Origin of the sequence: Achromobacter sp. Bel (assembly GCF_012928505.1) — a bacterium.
In the GTDB taxonomy this organism is placed as follows: domain Bacteria; phylum Pseudomonadota; class Gammaproteobacteria; order Burkholderiales; family Burkholderiaceae_B; genus Achromobacter.
The window spans coordinates 67,780-91,024 of the sequence record NZ_JABBJN010000007.1 but is presented as its reverse complement, the minus strand read 5'-3'; the positions used below and the strand labels follow the sequence as shown (position 1 = coordinate 91,024).

Annotated in this window: 13 protein-coding genes; 7 read left to right on the top strand and 6 right to left on the bottom strand. The window is 66.7% G+C overall.

Translation table 11 applies throughout. The annotated features are described in order from the left end of the window. The 4 genes from HG262_RS06890 (at window position 1) to HG262_RS06875 (ending at window position 6,529) form a co-directional block, all read left to right on the top strand. Window positions 1–2,400 carry a catalase gene (locus HG262_RS06890; RefSeq protein WP_169270308.1) on the top strand — a complete coding sequence of 800 codons (2,400 nt, stop codon included), beginning with the start codon at window positions 1–3 and terminating at the stop codon, window positions 2,398–2,400. Window positions 2,401–2,496: 96 nt separating this feature from the next. Then, on the top strand, window positions 2,497–3,024 hold the full coding sequence (locus HG262_RS06885; RefSeq protein ID WP_169270307.1) for a sigma-70 family RNA polymerase sigma factor: 528 nt from the start codon (window positions 2,497–2,499) through the stop codon (window positions 3,022–3,024). A 6-nt stretch (window positions 3,025–3,030) separates the two neighbouring features. Next, entirely contained in the window at window positions 3,031–3,993 is a 963-nt protein-coding gene (locus HG262_RS06880) for a FecR domain-containing protein (RefSeq protein WP_169270306.1), read from the top strand. A gap of 88 nt (window positions 3,994–4,081) precedes the next feature. Next, complete coding sequence (locus tag HG262_RS06875; RefSeq protein ID WP_169270305.1) at window positions 4,082–6,529, top strand: TonB-dependent receptor; 2,448 nt, start codon at window positions 4,082–4,084, stop codon at window positions 6,527–6,529. Window positions 6,530–6,584: 55 nt separating this feature from the next. Here HG262_RS06875 and HG262_RS06870 read toward each other — a convergent pair whose 3' ends face one another. Further along, on the bottom strand, window positions 6,585–7,565 hold the full coding sequence (locus HG262_RS06870) for a tripartite tricarboxylate transporter substrate binding protein (protein ID WP_169270304.1): 981 nt from the start codon (window positions 7,563–7,565) through the stop codon (window positions 6,585–6,587). A 49-nt stretch (window positions 7,566–7,614) separates the two neighbouring features. Then, the gene (locus HG262_RS06865; RefSeq protein ID WP_169270303.1) at window positions 7,615–9,039 is read right to left on the bottom strand and encodes a M20 family metallopeptidase; all 1,425 of its coding nucleotides are present in this window, start codon (window positions 9,037–9,039) and stop codon (window positions 7,615–7,617) included. A gap of 113 nt (window positions 9,040–9,152) precedes the next feature. Here HG262_RS06865 and HG262_RS06860 point away from each other — a divergent pair, with 113 nt between their 5' ends. After that, entirely contained in the window at window positions 9,153–10,061 is a 909-nt protein-coding gene (locus HG262_RS06860) for a LysR family transcriptional regulator (RefSeq protein WP_169270302.1), read from the top strand. 46 nt (window positions 10,062–10,107) lie between these two features. Here HG262_RS06860 and HG262_RS06855 read toward each other — a convergent pair whose 3' ends face one another. From HG262_RS06855 to HG262_RS06840, 4 genes are all read right to left on the bottom strand, one after another. Then, the gene (locus HG262_RS06855) at window positions 10,108–13,251 is read right to left on the bottom strand and encodes a CheR family methyltransferase (protein ID WP_169270301.1); all 3,144 of its coding nucleotides are present in this window, start codon (window positions 13,249–13,251) and stop codon (window positions 10,108–10,110) included. A 250-nt stretch (window positions 13,252–13,501) separates the two neighbouring features. Further along, complete coding sequence (locus HG262_RS06850; protein ID WP_169270300.1) at window positions 13,502–16,579, bottom strand: efflux RND transporter permease subunit; 3,078 nt, start codon at window positions 16,577–16,579, stop codon at window positions 13,502–13,504. Next, a complete protein-coding gene (locus HG262_RS06845) occupies window positions 16,576–19,656 on the bottom strand; it encodes a multidrug efflux RND transporter permease subunit (RefSeq protein ID WP_169270299.1) in 3,081 nt (1,026 codons plus the stop codon). Before HG262_RS06845 ends, HG262_RS06850 begins: the two co-directional genes overlap by 4 nt. Before the next feature lie 7 nt (window positions 19,657–19,663). Further along, window positions 19,664–20,848: an efflux RND transporter periplasmic adaptor subunit gene (locus HG262_RS06840; RefSeq protein WP_169270298.1), complete on the bottom strand. Its 1,185-nt coding sequence runs from the start codon at window positions 20,846–20,848 to the stop codon at window positions 19,664–19,666. 172 nt (window positions 20,849–21,020) lie between these two features. Here HG262_RS06840 and HG262_RS06835 point away from each other — a divergent pair, with 172 nt between their 5' ends. Both HG262_RS06835 and HG262_RS06830 read left to right on the top strand, forming a co-directional pair. Then, the gene (locus tag HG262_RS06835) at window positions 21,021–22,196 is read left to right on the top strand and encodes a GGDEF domain-containing protein (protein ID WP_169270297.1); all 1,176 of its coding nucleotides are present in this window, start codon (window positions 21,021–21,023) and stop codon (window positions 22,194–22,196) included. A gap of 58 nt (window positions 22,197–22,254) precedes the next feature. Then, window positions 22,255–23,217 carry a molecular chaperone DnaJ gene (locus HG262_RS06830; protein WP_169270296.1) on the top strand — a complete coding sequence of 321 codons (963 nt, stop codon included), beginning with the start codon at window positions 22,255–22,257 and terminating at the stop codon, window positions 23,215–23,217. Window positions 23,218–23,245: the final 28 nt, after the last annotated feature.

The following is a 23,245-nucleotide window of genomic DNA, read 5'->3' as shown; positions in this document are numbered from 1 at the left end:
ATGGCAACGAAGAAACCCGCAGGCAAGCCCCCCGCAGGCAAGGGCGGCGGCGCACTCGACACCGCTTATATGAATACCGATAGCGGTCCCGCTGCCGGCCCCGCCGGCAAGCCTGGCCATCCGGCCTTGAAGCGAGCCGCCGCCGTGGGCGCGACGGTGGCGGCCATCCCCCACAATGCCGACAAGGCTGCCGAGTACGGCGCCGAGGCGGCGCGCTGCCCGGTCACCGGTGCGCATGTGCCCCTTGCGGATCCGTCCGTGGGCGGCAGCACCTTGTCGGAAAGCGAGACGTCGGACAAGACCGTCGACACGGCCGCCCCGGGCGTGAACGCCGTGGACGGCCGGCTGGCGCGAGTGCGTTCGGACGCCAGCGACCAGATGCTGACGACGAACCAGGGCGTGCGCGTCGGCGATAACCAGCATTCGCTCAAAGCCGGATTGCGTGGGCCGGCCTTGCTCAAAGACTTCATCCTGCGCGAGAAGATCACGCATTTCGACCACGAGCGCATTCCAGAGCGCATCGTGCACGCGCGCGGCTCGGCGGCGCACGGCTACTTTGAATGCTACAAGCCGCTGACCGACCTGACGGCCGCCTCGCTGTTCGCCGAGAAGGGCAAACGCACGCCGGTATTCGTGCGGTTTTCGACCGTGGCGGGCGAACGCGGCTCCAAAGACACGGCGCGCGACGTGCGCGGCTTCGCCGTGAAGTTCTACACCGACGAAGGCAATTGGGACCTGGTGGGCAACAACATCCCCGTCTTCTTCATCCAGGACGCGATGAAATTCCCGGACCTGGTGCATGCCGTGAAGGCCGAGCCGCACCACGGTATGCCGCAGGCCGCGTCTGCCCACGATACGTTCTGGGATTTCGTGTCGCTCATGCCGGAATCCACGCACATGCTGATGTGGGTGATGTCCGACCGAGGCATTCCGCGCAGCTACCGCATGATGCAGGGATTCGGGGTGCATACCTTCCGCTTCGTCAACGCGCAGGGCGAATCGCGGCTGGTGAAATTCCATTGGAATCCCGTGCTGGGTACGCATTCCCAGGTGTGGGACGAAGCGGTCAAGGTATCGGGCGCCGACCCCGACTTCCACCGGCGCGACCTGTGGGAAGCCATCGACGCGGGCAACGGCCCCGAATGGGAGTTGGGCGTGCAAGTCTTCACGGAAGAAGAGGCGGAGCGCTTCAGCTTCGACGTGTTGGACGCCACCAAGATCGTGCCGGAAGAACTGGTGCCGGTCACGCCCATCGGCCGGATGGTGCTGGACCGCAATCCCGACAACTTCTTCGCCGAGACCGAGCAGGTCGCCTTCTGTACGGCGCATGTCGTGCCGGGGGTGGACTTCACCAACGACCCGCTGCTGGCCGGGCGCATCCACTCGTATGTCGACACGCAGATCTCGCGCCTGGGCGGCCCGAATTTCCACGAAATCCCCATCAATGCGCCGCTGGCGCCGGTGCACAACAACCAGCGCGACGGCATGCACCGCCAGGCCATTCACCGGGGGCGCGTGGCGTATGAACCGAATTCGCTGGCGGGTGGCTGCCCGTTCCAGGCCGGCATGGACGGCTTTGTGCCGTTCCCGGAACCCGTGACGGGTGACGAGTTGCGCGGCCATCCGGAGAAGTTCGCCGAGCACTACAACCAGGCCGCGCTGTTCTTCAATAGCCAGACGGACTGGGAGCAGCGGCACATCATCAACGCCTTCGCCTTTGAACTCAGCAAGGTCACCGTGCCGGCGATCCGGCAGCGCATGGTGGCGTCGCTGCGCAACGTGTCGGACGAACTGGCCCAGGCCGTGGCGAACCAGTTGGGCATGGCCTTGCCCGAACCCTTGCCGCGCGCCGCCTCCCAGCCGCCCAAGCCAGAGGTGGATTTGTCGCCGGCGCTGTCGCTGACCGCAAGGCCGGGCGATGGCGGCGTCGCCACGCGCAAGGTCGCCATCCTGGTGGCCGAAGGCGTGGACGGCGCGGCCGTAACGGCCGTGGCGGACGCGCTGATCAAAGCCGGTGTCGTGGTGCGGCTGGTGGGGCAGCGGATTGGCCCTGTGCAGGCGGAAGACGGCAGCACGCTGGATGCGGACGCGTCGCTGGACAATCACCCTTCGGGGCTGTTCGACGGCGCTGTGGTCCCGGGCGGCGAGGGCGCCGTCGGGCGATTGCGGACGGACGGGCGGGCGCTGGAATTCCTGCGCGACGCCTTCCGCCATGGCAAGACGCTGTTGGGGCAGGGAGCCGGCGCGCAGGTCTTCGAGGCAGCGGGCATTGCGCCTGACGGGTCGGACGCCGGCCTGCTGGTGGAAACCGGGGCGCCGGCGAAAAGCGCGGCCCGGTTCATCCAGGCGCTGGCCAAGCACCGGCATCCCGAGCGGGAGACGATGCCGCCGGCGGTGTAGGGCGTCAAGATGGGGAATGGCGGGCGATTGCCCGCCATCATCAATAATGATTACAATTCCCATTCTTAAAAATCAGGAAGCGGTCGCGCTACGGCCATGTCGTCCTTGGAATCTCTGGAGCACCGCGAGCTAGGCTTGCTTTATCGCGATCACCACGGCTGGTTGCGTGGGTGGCTGCTGCGGCGGCTGAGCGTGCCGGCCGAAGCCGCCGACCTGGCCCAGGACACCTTTCTGCGTCTGTTGGCCTCGCCCGCGTCCATGGCGCAGCTGCAGGGTGTGCGCCAGCCGCGCAGCTTTCTGGCCACCGTGGCCCAACGCACGCTGGTGGACCACATTCGCCGCCAGGTGTTGGAACGCGCCTGGATGGAAACCCTGGCGCAGCAGCCGGAGGCCCATGCGATCTCACCCGAAACACAGGCCATTCTGCTGGAAACCATCCGCGAGATCGACGCCATGCTGCAGGGCCTGGGCGACAAGGTGCGGCGTGCGTTCCTGATGTCCCAGCTGGAAGGCGCAAGCTACGCGGACATCGCGGCCAGGCTGGGCGTGACGGTCAGTTCGGTCAAGAAATACATGGCCCGCGCGACCGAGCACTGCCTCGTGTACGCCTTGGAACGGCAGTAACCGGCGATGGCGGACAAGACAATCTCTGCGGCGGCGCAATGGTATGCGCGGCTATGCGCCGACGACGCCGATGCGGCCGATGTGGCGGCGCATGGCCGTTGGCTGGCTGCCGACCCGGAACATGCCCGCATCTGGCGGCAGGTCGAACGCCTGCGCGGCACATTGGGCGCGGCGCCCGCGCGGCTGGCCGCCGATACACTCAACCGCGCAGACCACCACTTCGCGCGCCGGCGCGCCGCCTTGCGCAGTGGCCTGGGGGCGGTGGCCCTGTTCGGCGCCGGCGGCGTGCTGGCGTGGCGTACCTTGCCGGTCGAGCGGCTGGCGGCCAGCTATCTGGCCGACTACCGGATGGGCGCGGGCGAACGGCGCGAACTGCTGCTGGCGGACGGCACCTTGCTGTGGCTGGACAGCGCAAGCGCGGTGGACGTCGCCATGGACGCGCGCGGCCGCCACGTGACCGTGCACGCAGGCGAGATCCTGATCGATACCGAACATGCCGCCCCGGGCCTGCCGCCTTTGCGGGTGACGACGCTGCACGGCACGGTGCGTCCCTTGGGCACGCGCTTTACCGTCAATCGGCAGGATGCATGCACGCGTGTCGCGGTACTGCGGCATGCGGTCGAGCTGCGGCCCGCCAACGGGGCGACGCCACTACGGCTGAACGCGGGCGAACAAGGCGTGCTGGAAGCGTCGGGCGCCCGCCGCGCGGGCGTCGTCCTGGGCGAACCCGATGCGTGGACGCGGGGCCTGCTGATCGTGGACGGCATGCGGCTGGCCGAGTTCATTGCGCAGCTGGACCGCTACCGTCCCGGCCGCCTTCGTTGTGACGACGCGGTGGCGGCCCTGCGCGTGTCGGGCGCGTTTCCCATCGACGACACCGACCGCGCGTTGGCGGCCGTGGAACGCGCGCTGCCCGTGCGCGTGTCGCGCTTCACCCGCTATTACACCCGCGTGGTCGCCCGCGGCTGATTTATTTTTATTTGGCATTGTCCTTTTTCCGCGCTCGTCCGACTTAGCAGGGATTACGTCGGATTCGATTCACGGAAAACCAGAGCTTATGCCCTTCAACATGTCCTTGCACCGCCATCCCGGACCGCTGGCGCCGATCGCGCGCGCCGTTTTTGTCGCCTTGATGGCGCTGGCGTCGGCGCCGCCCGCGGTGGCGCAGGCGGCGCCGTCCGCCGATGCGGCCCGCCGCTATGATGTTCCCGCCGGTCCGCTGGGCCTGGCGCTCGGCCGCTTCGCCGCGCAGGCGGGCGTCGTGCTGTCGTTCGACGCCCAATTGACGCAAGGCAAGCAAAGCGCCGGCCTGCAAGGCGATTACGGCATCGCGTCGGGGCTGGCGGCCATGCTGTCGGGCACCGGGCTGGAGGTCGTCAGCCAAGGCGGCAACAACTACGGACTGCGCATCGCCGGCGCGCAGACGCTTGCGCCGGTGGAAGTGCTGGGCTCGCGCGACCCCGCGCCCAGCGAGGGATCGGACTCGTACACCGTGGGCTTGTCCACGACGGCCACCAAGCTGCCGATGACGCTGCGCGAGACTCCCCAATCGGTGTCGGTGATGACGCGCCAGCGCCTGTCGGACCAGGGGCTCAACACGCTGGAAGACGCCATCGCCAACACGCCGGGCCTGACCTTCAAGAAGAAGGGGTCTGCGGACGACAACGAGAAGGGCTTGTACGCGCGCGGCATGGAGATCACCAACATGCAGGTGGACGGCGTGCCTACCCACAAGGACTTCAATGCGCTGGGCCTGGACACCGCGCTGTATGACCGGATTGAGGTGGTGCGCGGTTCCACCGGCCTGTTGAACGGCGCCGGCAACCCCGCTGCCTCGATCAATCTGGTGCGTAAGCGGCCCACCCGCGAGTTCGAGGCCGGCGTGGGGGCCGCCGTGGGTTCCTGGGACTACAAGCGCACGGAGTTCGATCTGGGCAGCCCTCTGGACGAAGCGGGCAAGCTTCGCGGCCGGCTGGTCGGCGCGTGGCAGGAAGGCGGTTCGTTCATCGACCGCGTCAAGCAGGATTCGCAGTTGCTGTATGGCGTGGTCGAGGCCGACCTGACCGAACGCACCATGCTGACGCTGGGCGCGGAGTATCAGCGCAAGAAGTGCACGGAATGCTCGTACTTCGGTTTCCCCGCCGCGTATGCGGATGGGACGAAAACGGATTTCCCGCAGCGCTTCAATTCGGCCACTGACTGGAGCCGCCAGGAACGCACGCGCTACAACGTGTTCGCGACGCTGGACCATGAATTCGCGCCGTCGTGGAAGGGCTCGGTGACCGTGTCCCGCACAGGCGATGACAACGACCGCACCTATGGCTGGTTCAGCAGCAACGGCTGGGCCAACCCGACGACGGGTCAGGGCGCATCGGTATGGGTGGCCAAATGGCCCATTCCGAAAACCCAGAACGCCGTCGATGCCAGCCTGACCGGCGCGTTCGACGCCTTTGGCCGTCAGCACGACCTGGTGGTGGGCGCCAGCGCATCGCGCACCCGGGGCGACTACGACATGTATCCGCTTTGGGTCGCGCCGGGTTATGACGCCAAGATTCCCGATATCCGCCAGTGGAACGGCGACATGCCCGAGCCGGATTGGCAATCGACAGGCAGGCGCTACTACACCGAAAAGCAGTCGTCGATCTATGGCGCGGTACGCCTGCGCCCGACGGACGCGCTGTCGCTGGTGTTGGGCTCGCGGGTGACGTGGTGGGACCAGCAGGCGTCCTACAACTATAACGATGGCTCGTCCTACCCGGACAATATGCGCGAGCAGGGCGTCTACACCCCCTATGCCGGCGTGGTGTACGACCTGACCAGCACCCTGTCCGCCTATGCCAGCTACACCAGCATCTTCCAGCCGCAACAGGCGCAAGACGTGACGGGCGGCGTGCTGGAACCCATCAAGGGCAATACCTACGAGATCGGCCTGAAATCGGCGTTCCTGGACGGCCGCCTGAACGGGTCGCTGGCCTTGTTCCGCACCCGTCAGGACAACTATGCGATGGTGGACGGCGACCGTCTGGCGCCGAATGGCGATAGCGCCTACGTCGCCGCCGACGGCGCGGTGATGCGCGGCGTGGAAGCCGAAATCACCGGCGAGCTGACCCCTGGATGGCAGTTGCAGCTGTCCTACGCCTACGTGGACCGCCGCCTGCCGCAAGGCTTCATCACGCAAGTCGGCCTGCCGCGCCACATCGCCAAGCTGTACACCACATACCGTCTGCCGGGCGATCTCAGCGCATTGACGGTGGGCGGCGGGGTGCGATGGGAAAGCGGCAGCGAGTATTCCAGCCGGGGCCCGGGCGGGCAACCGTTCGAGTCGTCGCAAAGCGGCTATGCGCTGGTGGATTTGATGGCACGCTACCAGTTCAGCCGCCAGTGGTCGGCCACCTTGAACCTGAACAACGTGTTCGACAAGAAGTACTACGCCAGCACCAACGTCTACAGCAACTACTATGGCGCACCGTTTAGCGCCATGCTGGGCGTGAACTACAAGTATTGATCGCTCCGGCGAGCCGGCCGCGCCGCATGCCCTGCGCCGCGGCCGGCCGCGCGCGTCAGTCCAGCGTGATGTTTGCGCGTTTGGCCACGTCGCCGAACGTGCGCATTTCCCGGGTGATCTGTGCGTGGAACGCCTGGCCGGGCAAGTACACGGGTTCAAGCGCCAGGTCCGACACGGCTTTGCGCACCTGCGGATCTTCCATGATCTTGGCGACCGCGCGGTTCAGCGTGTCGATGACCGGCGCGGGCGTGCGGGCCGGAGCGGCCAGCGCATACCAGCCGACAAAAGACACCTCGGGAATGCCCGCTTCGGTGAAGGTGGGCACGTCCGGCAACTGCGGCACGCGGTGTTCGCCCGTGACCGCCAAGGCGCGGACCTTGCCGGCGCGCACCTGCGGCGCGGCCGACGACACCGTGTCCACGCCCAGCGCGACTTCTCCACCGATCATCGCGGTGATCAATTGCGCGCTGCCCTTGTAGGGCACGGGCATCATCTTGGCGCCTACCGCTTCGGCGAACATTTCGCCGGCCAGGTGCGGCGCGGAGCCTGGTCCGAAGGTGCCGTACATCAGGCCGCCCTTGTCGCTTTGCCGCTTGGCCAGCGCGGCCGCTTCCTGCACCGTGTTGACCGCCAGGCCGTTCTGCGCCAGCAGCACGACGGGGGCCATGGCCACGATGGCGATGGGTTCGTAGCTGTTGATCGGGTCATAAGGCAACGTGGACTTCAGTGCGGGCAATACCGTATAGGTGGTGCTGCCCGACAGCAGCAGCGTGTAGCCGTCGGGTTGCGCGCGCGCCACGGCATCGGCGCCGATCACGGTGGACGCGCCCGGGCGGTTCTCGACGATCACGGACTGTCCCAGGCTGCCCGACAGCCGGTTGGCCAGCAGCCGGGCCACCGCGTCGGTGGCACCGCCCGGCGTGAACGGCACGACGATCTTGATCGGCTGTTCGGGGTACGCGGCATGGGCCTCGCCCGCATACGCGGCGACGGCAAGGTTGAACGCCATCACGGCGGCACAAAATCTAGCGGTCATGGCAAAGCTCTCGAAGGGTCATGGGAAACGCGAAAATAGGGGGGAGGGGTCAGGCAGCCAGGGGGGCGGCCGAGGCGGCGGCCGCGTCCCGCAGGGCGGGGCCCTGGTCGCCCAGGTCCCAGAACAGGCCGGCCATGATGGCCAGCCCCTCGCGCGCCACGCTGCCCAGCAGATGTTCATTGGGCGCGTGCTGCGCGCAGGCGGGGTAGGAGTGCGGCACCCACAGGGTGGGCAGGCCCAGTTGGTCGGCAAAAATATCGTTGGGCAGCGAACCGCCCAGGTTGGGCAGCAGCGCGGGCCGTTTGCCGGTCGTGCGTTCCAGCGACGCGGCGGCCCAGCGCACCCAGGCATTGTCGGGCGACAAGCGCGTGGCGCCCGCCTGCATGCCGATCCGCACGTGCACGGCTTCGAAGCCCGCCTGGCGCAGGTGTTCGCGCACGTGGGTCTCCAGCGCGCGCCAGTCGGTGCCGACCACGAAGCGCAATTGGCACCAGGCCACGGCTTCGGGCGGGATCGCGTTCACGGGCTTGGACGGGTCTCCCGCGCCAAAGGTCAGGACGTCAAGGCTGTTCCAGCCGAACACCTTTTCGGGCGCCGACAGGTCGGGTTCGCCCCACCACGCGTTGATCTCGGGGTCGTCTTCGCCACCGCCCACCTGCAGGTCGGCCAACGCAGCGGCCACCGCGGCCGGGATCGGCGGCGGGCGCAGGCCATCAACGGTGATGCGACCGCGGGCGTCCACCATCGTGCCGATGGCGTGCATCAGCACGATGGCTGGATTGGCCAGCAGGCCGCCCCAGTTGCCGGAGTGGTAGCCGCGCTCGCGCGCGCGCACTTTCAGTTCGAAATTCACCGCGCCGCGCGACCCCATGAAGAGCGTGGGGCGTTCGGCGCTCAGGCGCGGGCCGTCGCTGGCGATGAATACGTCGGCTGCCAGCGCGTCGCGCTGCGCATCGCAGAAGGCGGCCAGGCCGGGCGAACCGGCCTCTTCACCGGTCTCGATCAGCCAGGTCGTATTGAAACCCAGCTTGCCGTCGCGGGCGGCGATCACGTGCCGCAGGGCTTCCAGGTTGATGGAATGCTGGCCCTTGTTGTCGGCCGTGCCGCGGCCGTACCAGCGGTCGCCCTCGACTTGCAGGCGCCACGGGTCGCGCCCGGCTTCCCATTTCGCGGCGTTGCCGCGCACGACATCGCCGTGGCCGTACATCAGCACAGTCGGCAGGCCGGGGTGTTCGACGCGGCGCGCCACCAGGATGGGCAGGTCGACCCCGGCGGGATTGGCATGGACCTCACAGGAAAACCCCAGCGCCGTCATCAGCGGGATCAGGTCTTCATTCAGGTAGGCATGCTGCGCGGGCGCTTGCTCCGGCACTTCGCTTTCCGTGGCGTAGGCGACGCGACGCGCCAGCGTGGTCAGCAGGGCGCCGGAGTCAAAGGCTTCAACGGCGTGGAGGACGGCTTGTTCGCGAATCACATCGGTTCTCGGGTGCGCAAGGGAAGCACAAAGTTATTACGCTTCACCCCGTGCCACAATTAGATAATTAGCATCTTTAACGTGCCTTTAAGGCATGGCTTGAGGACCCGACCATGATTTCACTGGCCTTGAGGTATTTCCTGGAAGTTGCCCGCTGCGGATCCATCGCCGGGGCGGCGGCGGCGCAGCACGTGGCGGCCTCGGCCGTCAGCCGCCAGATCGCCAAGCTGGAAGACGACCTGGGTATCGTGCTGTTCGAGCGCCAGGCGCGCGGCATGGCGCTGAGCGAAGCCGGCCGTCAGCTTGCGGCCTATGCCAACGCCGCCGCCCTGGAGGCCGAGCGCGTCACGACCCAGATCCGCCAGCGCGGCCATGTGGGCGACGTCACGATCCGGCTGGCCTGCACCGAAGGTTTCGCGCACCGCTTCCTGCCGCTCAGCATGGCCGAGTTCAAGCGGCTGCGGCCGGAGGCGCGGTTTCACCTGCATGTGGAGCGGCCGGACGAAGTCAGCCGCCAGATCCTGGAAGGCCTGTCGCAGATCGCGCTGCGCTATTCCACGGTGCAGGACGAACGACTGAAGACCGAACTGCTGACGCGGGCGCCGGTGTATGCGGTGATGTGCCGGGACCATCCGCTGGCGAGCCGGCGCAGCGTGGGCATGCGGGATCTGGCGGATTACCCGTTATCGCTGGGTGACCAAGGTACGACGGTCCGGCAACTGTTTGACGCCGCGTGCGCGAACGCCGGGCTGCATATCGAACCCGCGTATGTGTCGAACCATTCGGCGGCGTTCCTGCCGATGCTGCCGGGCAGCCGCATCGTGGCGTTGACGGGATACCTGACCCTGATGGGCCTGGCGGGCAGCGACAAGCTGACCGGCGTGCCGTTCACGAACCCGGAAATGCGGCAGCGAAGCATCCAGGTGCTGACGTTGCAGGGCAGGACGTTGCCGCTGTTGGCGCGGGAGTTCCTGGCGTTCATGGCCGAACGGTTGACGGCGGCGACGCGGTTACCGGAGTAGATCCGCCCAACCCGTCCCCGCGAAGGCATCCGCGGGGAGGCCTGGCTTACTGGCGCGTCGCGGCGTCGTTGGTCTCGCTCGGGGTCTCAAGCGGCATGTCGATATGACAGGAGATGCCGTCCGGCTTGAAATCCATGGCGGTCTTGGCGCGCAGCGCGACGACCAGCGTCTGCTCGATCAATTCACGGCCGTAGCCCTGGTGCGCCGCGTCCGGCGCGGCGGGAAGGCCGGATTCGGTCCAATCCAGGATCAGGTGCTCGGTGTCGCCATCGCGGCGTTCGACGTGCCATTTGACATCCAGCCGGCCCGATTCGTAGCGTAGGGCTCCGTATTTCACGGCGTTGGTCGCCAGTTCGTGGACGGCCAGCGCCAGGGTCTGGATGCGTTCCGGGCCGATGCGGACCTCGGGGCCGTTGATCGTGACCTGGCGCTCGTTGCCCACCGCGTCGAGCTCGCGATGCACGACGCCGCTGAATTCGATCTTTTCCCCATTGGTTTCGCTCAGCATGCCCTGCACGCGGCTCAGTGCGGCCAGTCGCGTGTCCAGACGCTGGAAAGGTTCGCCGTCGCCCAACGTGCGCCGCGCCACGCTTTGCACCAGCGCCAGCAAGTTGCGGGTGCGGTGCTGCAGTTCGGATATCAGGACGCGGTGGCGCCGTTCAGCGCGGGTAATAAGGGTGATGTCGATGAACGTCACGACGACGCCGTCGACCTGGCTGTCGCTGCTGCGGTAAGGCACCAGGCGCAGCAGGTAGTGCTTGCCGTCCAAGGTGCCGGCGATGCGGCGTTCGATCGGCTGATAATGGGTATAGACCTGGGCGATGTCGTTGGCGAAGGAGGGCAGGTCGAAACGGCTGGCCAGATCGGTGATGGGGCGTCCGCAGTCGCTGGGAAGAATGTTGAACACATCGCCCATGGCCGGCGTGAAGCTGCGGATGATCAGGTCGCGGTCCAGGAACAGCGTGGCGATGGCGGTGCTTTCAAACAGGTTGTGCAGGTCGCTGTTGCTGCGGTCCAGTTCGTCGACCTTGCCATGGAGTTCGGCATTGACGGTGTGCAGCTCTTCGTTCAGCGACACCAGCTCTTCCTTGGACGCCTCCAATTCTTCGTTGGTGGACTGGAATTCCTCATTGACCGATACCAGCTCTTCATTGGAAGACTTCAATTCCTCCAGTGCGGTTTCGTATTCCTCGATCATGGATTGCAGGCGTTCGCGCGTGTCGCGCAGTTCCAGCTCGATCTGCTGGGCCGCGCCTTGCTGCGTCATGCTGCCGTGGGCGTAGGCTTCGTCGCGGTTAAACGGGGGCCCGTGATCGGCAAACAGGATCAGGAACAGCGGTTCGTTTTCCTTGTGGTCGGCCAGGGGCTCCACCGTCAAGGTCACCATCTGGACGCGGCCATCCTCGCCGTCGACGGCCACGTTCTCGCGCACGGCGGGCAGGCCGGTTTCCGCGGCCTCGTGCAACAGGGTGCGCAAGTCCAGGCGCAGCCCCTTGCGCGCCAGGGTCAGCACCTGACGCGTCGGTACGCCGGCGGCGGCTTCCAGGTATTTTCCGGTGCGCCCGGAGTAATAGACGATGTCGCCGTCGCGGTTGACCAGCACGTGGGGCGGCGCATGGTGCGCCAGCACCTGGCTGTCGACGGATTGGCGCAGCGCCGAAGCGCCGGTCTGCGCGCGGCGGTGCGTGGAATGGGGCAGGTCCGGTTTATGCATGGAGGGCAGGGCGATCGTAGGCCGCGGCTGTGCGCCGATATCCGTGCGGCGCTGGAAGATCCGGTGTTTTTTGTTGACCGGGCTGAACAGGTCGTTGAACTGAGTGACGTTTTCCGACATCCCCAGGAACAGATAGCCGCCTGGTCGCAACGCGTAGTGGAACGTGGGGATGACCTGCTTCTGGATGCCACCGCCGAAATAGATCAGCAGGTTGCGGCATGACACCAGGTCGATCCGGGAAAACGGCGGATCGCGCAATACGTTGTGCGGCGAAAAAATGCACAGGTCGCGCACGGCTTTGCCGACCACGTAGCTGTCGCCATCGGCGACAAAAAAACGTTTGCGCCGCTCGGACGATACCCCGTCAAGCAAGGCGGCGGGATACCGCGCCGCCCGCGCGACGGCCAATGCGCGGTCGTCGATGTCGGTGGCGAAAATCTGTACGCGAGGCGCCGTCGGCAGGGTGTCCAGGTGTTCGCGCAGCAGGATCGCCAGGGAATAGACCTCTTCGCCCGTGGCGCAACCGGGCACCCACAGGCGGATGGTTTCCGTGGCGCCGCGGTCTTTCATCAGTTCAGGGATGACCTGAGCCTCCAACGATTCGAAGGCCTCGGCGTCGCGGAAGAAGTTCGTGACGCTGATGAGCAGATCGCGGAACAGAGCCCCCGCCTCCTGGGGGGTCTGCTTCAGGAATTCGACATAGGCGTCCAGGGTGGGCATCTGGTTCACATGCATGCGGCGCTGCACGCGGCGCATAAAGGTCTTGCTTTTATAGCCGCTGAAATCGTGCCCGATGCGTACCCGCAGCATTGCGTAGATCTCGTGTTTGGCGGCGTTCAGCCGGGCGCGCTCCGGCCCTTGGGCGGCGGCGTCGTTCAGATCGTCCAGATGGCCCAGCCCGGCTGCGAAATCGACCAGGTTCCTGCCCATCTGATCGGCCGGCACGATCAAGTCCACCAGGCCCGTGGCGATGGCGCTGCCTGGCATCTCCGGGCTGCTCGGGCCAAATCCGTTGGCCGACTGCGCCAAGGTCAGGCCCCCTTGCTCCTTGATGGCCTTGATGCCCAACGTGCCGTCCGAATCGCCGCCGGAAAGCACCACGCCCGCCGAGAATTCGCGGCGATCCAGCGCCAGCGACGTGAAGAACAGGTCGATCGGGCGCGGGCCTCGTTGCTCGGGCACCCGCTGGCGCAGCCGCAGCCGCCCTTCGTGGATCGACATCACGGCATCGGCGGGCAGCACGTAGACGTTGTCGACCAGGATCTCCGCGTCCTGCGTGGCCGTTTGGACTTTCAAGCCGGTGTAATGCTGGATTACCTCGGGCAAGTGGCTTTCACGCGCGGGGCTCAAATGGGTAAGCACGACGAAAGCGAGCCCCGGCTTTGGGGGCAGGCCACGGAAAAAGCCTTCCAGCGCTTCGATGCCGCCAGCGGAAGCGCCAATACCCACAATGGGAAAGTCCGTTCGCACAGTCATTGTCTCTTCGGCCTGATCAATCACGTAAACAGTGTTTGAAGTGTCAACGAATCAGAAACCGGGGATGGGATATCCACCTGATGCACAAAGACGGTGGATGGCGCGGGCGCCTGCATAGTCCCCTTTTTCTGCGTCGGCGCCGGAACGCCTCGGTCAACGCGCTGTTATCGGAATACACGCAGCGACATTACCATGGACGCCTGGGGATTGATATGCGAAGCACCGGTCCTGCCGGGCTAGGACGGTTGGACTACATCGCGCGGACCCGCGCGGCGCGGACCTTCAGTCGCAGCCGCTCCAACGCCAGGTAGACGATCGGCGTCGTGTACAGCGTCAGGAACTGGCTGATCATCAGGCCGCCGACAATCGCGATGCCCAGCGGGCGCCGCAATTCGGAGCCTTCGCCCATGCCCAGCACCAGCGGCAGCGCGCCCAGCAGCCCCGCCAGATTGGTCATGACGATGGGCCGCAGGCGCAGCATCGCGGCGCGGTGAATGGCCTGTTCGGGCGTCAATCCTTCCCGCCGTTCCAGGCTGAGCGCGAAGTCGATCATCAGGATGGCGTTCTTCATGACGATGCCGACAAGCAGGAACAGCCCCAACAGCGCAATCAGGGTGAACTCGATGTTGGCTATGCGCAACGCCAGCAGCGCGCCAACCCCCGCCGAAGGCAGTGTCGACAAAATGGTCAGCGGATGCAGCGGGCTTTCATACAGGATGCCCAGCACCAGATAGATGGCGACCAGCACCGCCAGGATCAACCAGGGTTGGTCCTGGACGCTTTGCTGGAAGTTGCGGGCGTCGCCGCCCAGGCGCGTCTGGATCGAGGAGGGCACCATCAGTTTGGCCATCGTGGCGTCGATGGCGGCCAGTCCTTGTTCCAGCGATACGCCCTCGGCCAGGGAAAAGCCCACGCCCACGGCGGCGAACAGGCCGTCGTGGAAGACGCGGTCGTTGACCAGGCCGTTCTCGTAGGTGGCGAACGCCGTCAGCGGCACGCGCGTGCCGTTGGCGGCAACGACGTGCACCTGCTCCAGCACCTCGGGGTCTTCGGTGTAGCGGGGGTCCAGTTCCAGCACCACGCGGTACTGGTTCATGGCGTCGTACAGCGTGGCCACCTGGCGCTGGCTGAAGGAATTGCTGAGCACGCTGCTGATCGTGTCCATGTCCACGCCCAGGCGCTGGGCGGCGCTGCGGTCGATGTTGATCACTACCTGCTGGGTGGCGCCATCCCCCTCGGCGTCCACGTCGCGCAGTTCGGGGATGGCTTGCATGGCCTTGGAGATCTTGCGCGACCATTCCCGCAGCGCGGGCACATCGCTGGCCATGATGGCCAGTTCGTGATCGCCCGAGTTGCCGAAGCCGCCCGGCATGCGCAGGTCCTGGTCCACGTTCAGGAAGAACATGCCGCCCGGCACCGGTGGCGAATTCACACGTAGCCAATTGATGACTTCGGTGGAAGATTCGCGGCGCTGGGACACGGGTTTCAATCGGATCAGGAACAGCGAATTGCTGATGCCCAGGCCGCCGCCGTTATAGCCGATGACGTCCTGCACGGCCGGGTGTTTGAGCACCAGCTGGCGGTACTGGTCGATCTTGGGCTGCATGACCTGGAACGAGAACCCGTCGTCGCCCCGGACGAACCCGACCAGTTGGCCGGTATCCTGGACCGGCAGGAAACCTTTGGGGGCGTCCACGTATAGGTAGACGTTCAGCCCGATGACTCCCGCCAGCAGCAACAGCGTCAGGCGCGCATGGCCCAGCACGCGGGCCAGCGATACGCCGTACCCGTCGTGCACGCGGGCAAAGGCCGCCTGCATGCGCGATGGGCGGGCCGGCCCGGCATGAGGCGCCGCGCCGGGTTTGAGCCAACGCGCGCACAGAGCGGGAATGATCGCGACCGACACCACCAGGGAGATCACGGTGGCGGCCACCAGCGTGATCGAGAATTCGCGGAACAGCCGCTCGACCAGCCCGCCCATGAACAGGATGGAGACGAACACCACGCTCAGGGCAGCGGTCATGGCAACCAGCGTGAAGCCCACTTCCCGCACGCCGCGCAGCGCCGCCTTTCTGGGCGACAGGCCTCGTTCGAGGTGCCGCGAAATGTTCTCCAGCACGACGATCGCGTCGTCCACCACCAGGCCGGCGGCCACGATCAGCGCCATCAGCGACAGATTGTTCAGCGAAAAACCCCACACGTACATGACGGCGAAGGTGGCGACCAGGCAGACCGGGATCGCCACGCTGGGGATGGCGGCCGCCCGCGCGTTGCCCAGGAACAGCCACACGACCAGGATGACCAGCGCCGTGGCCAGCGCAAGGGTGATGTGCGCTTCACGCAGCGTGGCGTTGATGCCCGGCGATCGGTCCAGCGCCACGGTCAGGTCCACGTCGGCCGGCATCAGTGCGCGCAAGCCGGGCAGGGCCTCGTTGATGGCCTTGATGGTTTCGATGATGTTCGAGCCGGGCTGGCGGCTGATGGTCAGCACGACAGCGGGGTTGCGGTTGTGGAAGCCGCTGCTGTAGCGGTTTTCCACCGAATCGCTGACTTTCGCCACCTGGGCCAGCCGGATGACGGCGCCGTCCTGGTGGCGCACGATCAGGCTGCCGTATTCCTGCGCGGTGCGCGGTTGCGCGGGCGTGCCGACCTCCCAACGCTGGCCGGCCGAATCCAGTTGACCCTGCGGGCGCATCGGCGCGGCCTCGGAGATGGCCTCGCGCACGTCGTCCAGCGCCACGCCGTAGTGGGCCAGCGCGTTGGGATTGACCTGCACCCGGACGGCGGGCAGCGAACTGCCGCCCATCGTCACTTCGCCCACCCCGTTGATCTGCGAGATCTTCTGCGCCAGCACGGTCGCGCCCAGGTCGTAGAGCTGGCCTGCGGGTCGGGTCGGGGAACTGAGCGCCAGGGCCATGATGGGCGCCTGCGACGGGTTGATCTTGCGGTAGCTGGGATTGCCCGGCATGCCCGCAGGCAGTTCGGCGCGGGCGGCATTGATGGCGGCCTGCACATCGCGGGCGGCTTCGTTGATGTCGCGGTCCAGGTCGAACTGCAGCTGGACGCGGGTCGCGCCCTGGTTGCTGGACGACGTCATGGAACTGACGCCCGCGATGCTGCCCAGGGCGCGTTCCAGCGGGGCGGCCACGGTGCTGGCCATGCTTTCGGGGCTGGCGCCCGGCAACTCGGCGCGCACTTCGATGGTGGGGAAGTCCACCTGGGGTAGCGGGGCCACGGGCAGCAGCCGCCAGGCCACCGCGCCCAGCAGCGTGAGCGCCAGCGCCAGGAAGATGCAGGCGACCGGCCGGTGCAGCAAGGCCCGGATCATGCCGCGGGCCCGTCAGTCCTTGCGGGCTTGGCGGCGACGCCGCGCCGCTGGCCAAGGCGGTGGAAGAACAGGTAGACCGCGGGCGTGGTGAACAGCGTCAGCACCTGGCTGACCAGCAATCCGCCCACCATGACCCAGCCCAGCGGCTGGCGCAGTTCGGCGCCGGAGCCCGTGGCCAGCATCAGCGGCAAGGCGCCGAACAAGGCGGCCAGCGTCGTCATCAGGATGGGGCGCAGGCGCAGCAGCGCGGCTTCGCGGATGGCGGCTTCCGGCGGCAGGCCGCGCGCGCGCTCGGCTTCCAGCGCGAAGTCCACCATCATGATGCCGTTCTTCTTCACCAGCCCGATCAGCAGGATGATGCCGATGACGGCGATCAGGTCCAGCGGCCTGCCCGTGAGCAGCAGCGCCAGCAGCGCGCCCACCGTGGCCGACGGCAACGTCGACAGGATGGTGACGGGATGGATCGCGCTTTCGTACAGCATGCCCAACACCAGATACATCGTGACCACGGCGGCCAGCATCAGCCACAGCGTGTTGGACAACGATGCCTGGAACGCCGACGCGGCGCCCTGCAGGCGCAGTTCGACGCTGGGCGGCATGTTGATGTCGCGCTGGGCGGTGTCGATGGCGGCGATGGCCTCGCCCAGCGAGCCGCCCGGTGGCAGGTTGAAAGACAGATTCACCGCCGGGAATTGCGACAGATGATTCACGGCCAGCGGCACGGCCCGCTCGCTGACCGTGGCCAGCGCCGACAGCGGAATGGCCTGGCCGGCGTCGGTCTGCAGATGGATGCGTTCCAGCGCGTCGGGGCTCAAGGCCAGCCGGCGGTCCACTTCGAGCACCACGCGGTACTGGTTGGACTGGGTGAACAGGGTGGCGACCTGGCGCTGGCCGAACGCGTTGTAGAGCGTCTGCACCACGTCGTCCATTGTCACGCCCAGCCGCGCGGCGGTGTCGCGGGACACCTGCAGGAAGGCCTGGCGGCCGTCGCCTTGCAGGTCGGACGACACCTCGGCCAGTTCGGGCGACTGTGCCAGGCGCTGCGTCAGCGCGAGGCTCCACTGGGTGAGCAGGGCGCTGTCGGGCGAGGTCAGCGTGAACTGATACTGGCCGCGGCTGACGCGGTCTTCGATGTTCAGTTCCTGCACGGGTTGCAGGAAGAGCGAAATGCCCTGGACCTCGCGGGCGCGCGCATCCAGCCGGGCCATGATGTCGGCCAGCGGCGCGCTGCGCTCGGCCCAGGGCTTCAGGTTGATCAGCAGGCGGCCGGTGTTCAGCGTGGTGTTCATGCCATCGATGCCGATGAACGACGACAGGCTCTGCACGTCAGGATCGGCCAGCAGGCTGTGCGCCACCGCCTGCTGTCGCCGCGACATGGCGTCGAATGATGTGTTCTGCGACGATTGGGTCACGCCTTGCAGCACGCCGCCGTCCTGCACCGGGAAAAAGCCCTTGGGAACCGCCAGGTACAGCAGGCCGGTCAGCACGACGGTGGCCACCATCACCAGCAACGTCAGGCGCTGGTGGCGCAAGGTCACGTCCAGCCAACCGGCATAGCGCGCCTGGACGCGATCCAGCAGGCCGGGGCGCGATTCCACGTGGGCGGGGAGCAGGCGCGCGCACATCATGGGCGTCAGCGTCAACGACACCGCCAGCGATATCAGGATGGCCACCGCCAGCGTGATGGCAAACTCGCGGAACAGGCGGCCCACCACGTCTTCCATGAACAGCAGGGGGATCAGCACTGCGATCAGCGACAGCGTCAGCGACACCAGCGTGAAGCCGATCTGCCCGGCGCCTTTCAGCGCGGCCGACATGGGGCTGTGCCCCTGTTCGCGGTAGCGCGCGATGTTCTCCAGCATGACGATGGCGTCGTCCACCACGAAACCGGCGCCGATGGTCAGGGCCATCAACGTCAGGTTATTGGTGGAAAAGCCGGCCAGGTGCATGAAGCCGAACGTGCCGATCAAGGACAGCGGCACCGCCAGGCTGGGGATCAGGGTGGCGGGCAGGTTGCGCAGGAACAGAAAGGTCACCAACACAACCAGGCCCACGGCGAACACCAGTTCCCACTGCACGCCGCGCACCGATGCGCGGATGCTCTCGGTGCGGTCGGTCAGGATGCGCACCTGCGCCGCGGCGGGCAGGCTGGCGGTCAATTGGGGCAGCAGCGCCTTGACCTGGTCGGCCACGGCGATGACGTTGGCGCCCGGCTGGCGCTGGATGTTGACCAGCACGGCGGGCTGCTTGTCGACCCAGGCGGCCAGGTAGCGGTCTTCGGCGCCGTCCTCGATCGTGGCGACCTGGCCCAGCCGCACCGGCGCGCCGTTCTTCCAGGCGACGATCAGCTCGCGGTATTCCTCCGCGCTTTGCAACTGGTCGTTGGCGTCCATGATGACCGAGCGCACCGGACCGTCGAAGCTGCCCTTGGGCTGGTTCGAGTTAGCCTTGGCGATGGCCTCCTGCACATCCGACAGCTGCAAGCCGCGAGCGGCCAGCGCCATCGGGTTGACCTGCACCCGCACGGCCGGACGCTGGCCACCGGCCAGACTGACCATGCCCACGCCGGACAGTTGCGACAGGCGCTGCGTCATGCGCGTGTCCACCAGGTCGTAGACCTTGGGCAAGGGCAGGGAATCAGAGGTGACGGCCAGCGTCAGGATGGGCACGTCCGCCGGGTTGACCTTGCGGTAGACAGGGGGCGTCGGCAGGTCCGACGGCAGCAGCGAGCCGCTGGCGCTGATGGCGGCCTGCACTTCCTGTTCGGCCACGCCCAGCGACACGTCCAACGAGAACTGCAGCGTGATCACCGAAATGCCGCTGCCGCTGGTGGACGACATCTGCTTCAAGCCCGGTATCTGCCCGAAACGCCGCTCGAGCGGCGCCGTGACCGCGCGCGCCGTCACAGTGGGACTGGCGCCCGGGTATTGGGTGGTGACCTGGATGATCGGGTAATCCACCTGCGGCAACGCCGCGACCGGCAGCATGCGCCAGGCCAGGATGCCCGACAGCAGCAGGGCGATCATCAGGAAGGACGTTGCGACCGGGCGCAGGATGAAGGGGCGTGACAGGCTCATGCGCGATTCAGGTAAGGGGCTCGAGGGGAAGGGGCTCGACGATCTGGACGTCGCGCCCGTCATGCAGGCGGTCCACGCCCTCGACCACGACACGCTCGGCAACGGCCAGGCCCGCTTCGACGACCACGCGGCCGGCGTTGGCGGAACCCAGCTGCAGGACCCGGCGCGTGGCGCGCTGGTCGTCGCCGATGACGAACACGAATGCGCCCTCGGAGCCGTACTGCACGGCGGCGGTCGGGATGGTGATGACGTTGTCCTGCTGCACCACGGCCAGGCGGATGTTCACGAACTGGTTGGGAAACAGCGATTCGTCGGTGTTGTCGAAGCGGGCGCGCAGCCGGACGGTGCCGCTGGCCGCCTGGATGCGGTTGTCCAACGCCTCCAGCGTGCCTTCGGCCAGGATGCGGCGGTCGTCCGCGTCCCAGGCCTGCACGCGCAGCAGCGCGGTCTTGGCCTGGGCCTGGCGCAGGATGTCCAGCCGGGTCTCGGAAATGCTGAAGATCGCGGAAATGGGCACCGTCTGCACCAGCGTGGTCAGGCCGTTGGCGTCCTCGGCGCGCACGTGATTGCCGGCGTCGACGCGGCGCAGGCCGATGCGGCCGTCCTGCGGGGCGACGATGCGCGTATGGCCCAGCAGGCGCTCGGCATCGGCGACTTGGGCCTGGTTCCATTGGCGCTGCGCGGTGTAGGCGCGCACCTGGGCTTCGGCGGTGTCCAGTTGCTGGCCCGCGACGGATTCCTGGCGCGCCAGCCGGCGGTAGCGCTGCAAGTCGGCTTGGGCGTTGTCCAGCAATGCCTGGGTTCGCGCCAGTTCGCCTTCGGCGGCCGCCAGCGCGGCCAGATACGGCCGGGCGTCGATCTCGGCCAGCAATTGGCCCCGGGTGACGGCCTGGCCCTCGGTGTAATGCAGGCGGATCAGCTCGCCGTCGACCTGGCTGCGCAACGTCACCTGCGCCAGGGGCGTAATGGTGCCCAACGCGTGGAGGTCGCGCTGTAGCGGGCCCGCGCGGGCGGCGGCAACGCTGACGGCGACGGGGATCTGCCCGTATTCGGGCGGGCGCGCGGCGGCGGGGCCTTGCTTTCCCATCAACCCGTACGCAACCGCGATCAGCACGGCCAGCAACAGGGCCGCGGCGATCAGGATCAGGCGCTGGGTTCGGGAAGGGCGGCCCGCGGAAAAGGGCAGTGACATCTGGGCTGCCAGGCAGGATGTTGCGGACAGCCGAGATTCTATATTAATAATAATGATTAGCGTTATTAATGCTGGATTTCAAGAAGGGTTTTCGCCATGTCCCGGCAGGGAATTCAACGTAAAATCCGGCCGACGCCGTGAAGTACCGGCGCAATACGCCTTCCCCTACGGCATGTACGTCGATCTTCATACCCTTTACCTCCTTATCATCGGGACGTTGCTGGCCAGCGCGGGGATGATCTTCTGGGAGCTTCGGGCCCACCCGCTGCGCAGCAAGACGCTGCGCCTGCTGGGCATCGGGTTCGCGACGTTGGCGGCAGGGTGCATGCTGATCCTGTTCCGCCGCGACTTCCCGGGGGCAATCGGCGCGGCGCTCAGCAATCTGGTCGTGCTGTCAGGCTATCTCCTTGTCTTGAACGGCGTGGCGTCCTTACGCGGGCGACAGTACCGCGCGGCATCCCTGGGCTTGCTGGCCGCGATGGCGCTGGTATGGGCGGTCGCGGGAACGCGATGGCTGGATGTCGTATGGGCCTATGCCAGCGCGGTGCCGATCGCGCTGATCAGCGCCATGACCTCGCTGGAGATGCTGCGGTGCCGGGCGATGCAAGCGCTGCAGCCGCGGCGGATCATCGTCGTGGTCACCGGCATCCATGCACTGCTATATACGGGCAGGGCGTTCGTCCTGCCCGGGTTGGTGGCGGAATACGGCCAGGCGGTGCTGATGGCCGCCAGCAACATCACGATGTACGAAGGCGTTCTGTATTCGGTCATTTTGCCGATGACGCTGCTGAAACTGATCCGCGAAGAGGCCCACGGCCAGCTGCTGCAGGAATCCCAGACAGACTATCTGACCCGACTGGGCAACCGCAGATGGTTCTTCGAACAGGGGGCGCGCGTGATGGGCGGCGCGGCCGGGCAATGCCCTGTTGCCCTGCTTGCCTTCGATCTGGACCACTTCAAAGCCATCAACGACCTGCATGGCCACGAAACGGGCGACAAGGTGCTGACGTCATTCGCGGGCGTGGCCCAGGGCGTGGCGGGGCCCGGCGCCGTGCTGGCGCGGATCGGCGGAGAGGAGTTCGCGTGCCTGTTGTCAGGCGAGGATGCGCGCCGCGCCCATCTGCTGGCCGAAGCCATCGTCAGGCGCTTCGCCGAGATCGTGGCCGACCCGGCCAGAGGCGTAGGCGTGCCCGCCACGGTCAGCGTCGGCCTGGCCCAGTTCGACGGTGAAGCGCCTGCGCTTGCTGCGGGGCTGGCCGAGGCGGACCGGGCGCTGTACCGCGCAAAGGCGTTAGGCGGCAATCGAGTCGAATTGGCGCGCTTGGCCGCAAGTTCCGCCGCCGCCTGACCCGCCAATCGTTATAGTGGCGGCTATTTTCAATACCCCATCAGCAAGGAGCAGGTCCATGGGTGAGCATCCCCTCGAAAGTCCACGGCAGTTGTTCGAACGCCTTCAAGCCAGATTGGAGACCGAACGCGCCCGCTTGCGGCAGTGGCAGGCCGTTGAGGCGGACTACCGGCAGAAGTACGCCGAAGGGCTGTCGCCGCTGGAGCAAAAGCTGCATGAACTACGCATGAAACTGGTGCTGTGTTTCGACCATGCGCACAAGAACATGGGGCTGTCCAAGTCGGAACGCGAATTCGTGTCTGAGCTGGTGGTGGAATTCTCGGAAGAATTGCTGCAGTTGGCCGCCAAAGGCGCATTGCCGGCGGGCTGCGACACTGGCCGGCTCAAGACGCTTTATAAGAAGCACGGCGGGTCCGATTATGACGCGGACGTGGCCGAAGAGACCGAAGACGCCAAAGTCGAACTGGCCGACGCGCTTGGCCTGGACGCCGATCCGGCCGCCTTGTCGCCGGCACAATGGCTCCAGCGTATCCAGGACCAGTACGAAGACGAGGAGGCCGAGGAACTGCTGGCGCTGGCGCGCCTGGCCACACGGACCACCACGCCGAACGCCGTGGCGTGGCAAGCCTTGCAAGACGCCGAGCGCGAGCGTGCCGGCCGGGCCGCAGGAAATCCGGACCTGCACGCCGAGGTAGACACCGCCGGCGACATCGCCGACGCGCGCCTGCCGCGGATGAACGCGATCCTGCAAGCCCAACTGGACGAGGTCCTGCACCAGTCCGCCTACGCGGAAGAGGGTTTCAAGCTGCGTTACGACCTGGACCCGTTCGCCTCGTTCGATCCGGAAACGGTGATGGAGGACCTGGAAGCCGATATCGTCGACATTCAGGAATACATCGGCGAACTCGAGCATGAGGTCATGCAGTTCTCGGATCAGGGTTTGCTCAAGTCCTGGCTCAAGGCGATGAGGCGCGAAGTCGAGGCTATCGAGCGCCGCGAAGGCCGCAAGGGCCGCGAGTAAAGCCTTTCGCCTGGCGTGACGTGCAAGG